Consider the following 1,333-nt stretch of genomic DNA (forward strand, 5'->3'; position numbering starts at 1 on the left):
ATTTTTGTCTTTAATTTTGAGAAAATTTGTGATAAGATTTAGTTGTTCCATATGAGTCTTTCTAATGAGTTGTTAGTCGCTTTTCATTATAGGTCATATGGGACTTTTTTTTCTATACTCAAAAAGGCTCCATAATCTCTACAGTGGATTTACCCACTACAGAAATTATAGAGCCTTACTTTTTTGGCTCTAGTGATTTCTTTGTAGAATGCTTCAAAACCCAGCTGCTACCAAGTTTATCAGAAGGCCATATCATTATTATGGATAAGGCTAGCTTTCATCCCAAAAACAGACTTGAACAACCTTGTATAGAACAACATCATCACTTTCTTCCACTCCCTGCTTATTCTCCAGACTTGAAGCCTATTGAGCAAACCGAGGCTAATTTAAAGGAGAAAGTGAGGGAATGACTAAGAAAACAGGGCTCAGTGTGGGAAGTTTTGGAATCCTGTTTATAAACTAAATGACTATATAACAGTATACTGGAGGAGGGACTGCTTGGATAGGGACCTTGTTATTGGGCAGTTACGATCTACTTATATTTAGGACAAAAAAGTCCTTTTTCTTTTTGCTCTCGTTGACTATACTTGCTATAAATAAGAGATTATAGCAAGAAGGGAGAAAGAATGGAATTTAAAGAAGTGTATGCAAAAGTCCGACCCATTGTTCAAAAGACACGGCGGGAATATTATGTCAAATTATGGGAAGCAGAAGACTGGGACCAAGAGGGAATGTATATTCTGTACCGCTTGCTACAACAAGAAGAAGGGATAACAAAAGATGATTCACGATTGTTGCGATATTTTAAAGTGAAATTTCGAAATTACGTCAATGACATGCTACGTAAACAGAGTTCCTATAAACGTGGTTTTGACCGGCTGCATTATGAAGAAATTGGAGAAATATCTCATATGGTCAGTAGTGGAGGTCTCATTACAGACGAACTAGTCTGTCTTCGGGATTCACTAGCACGATACCGTTCCCAGTTGAGCCCTAGTGATTGTGAAAAATATGATACACTAGTCAGTGGCGCACGCTTCAAAGGCCGGCAGAAGTTATTGCGCTCTCTTCGCCAACATCTTATAAAGGAAGAATTAGTGGAATAATTTTAGTGACTTATATAATCTATTGCTACCCAGGAAATAGTATAGCATCATCAAGCAAGCCTTCTACACGACTAGAGCTAGCTTCTGTCTCTTTCCTATGAATAAGGCATTTGTAAGGGGGTGAGAGCTTCAAGGATAAAAAAGGATAAAAAAAGTAAAAAAAATTAAAAAATCTATTGACAAAGAAAAGTTGAGGTGATATACTGATATAGTTGTCGCTTGAGAGG

Annotated in this window: 2 protein-coding genes; both read left to right on the forward strand. The window is 37.2% G+C overall.

The window, feature by feature from the left end:
• Nucleotides 1-143 precede the first annotated feature (143 nt).
• Entirely contained in the window at nt 144-410 is a 267-nt protein-coding gene (locus ACVPON_RS01770) for a transposase (RefSeq protein ID WP_462875573.1), read from the forward strand.
• A gap of 216 nt (nt 411-626) precedes the next feature.
• Nucleotides 627-1,106 (forward strand): sigma-70 RNA polymerase sigma factor region 4 domain-containing protein, encoded by a 480-nt coding sequence (locus tag ACVPON_RS01775; protein ID WP_462875575.1) that lies wholly within the window; start codon nt 627-629, stop codon nt 1,104-1,106.
• The last annotated feature ends 227 nt before the right edge of the window (nt 1,107-1,333 follow it).

This window comes from Streptococcus sp. 1F3 (assembly GCF_054968985.1).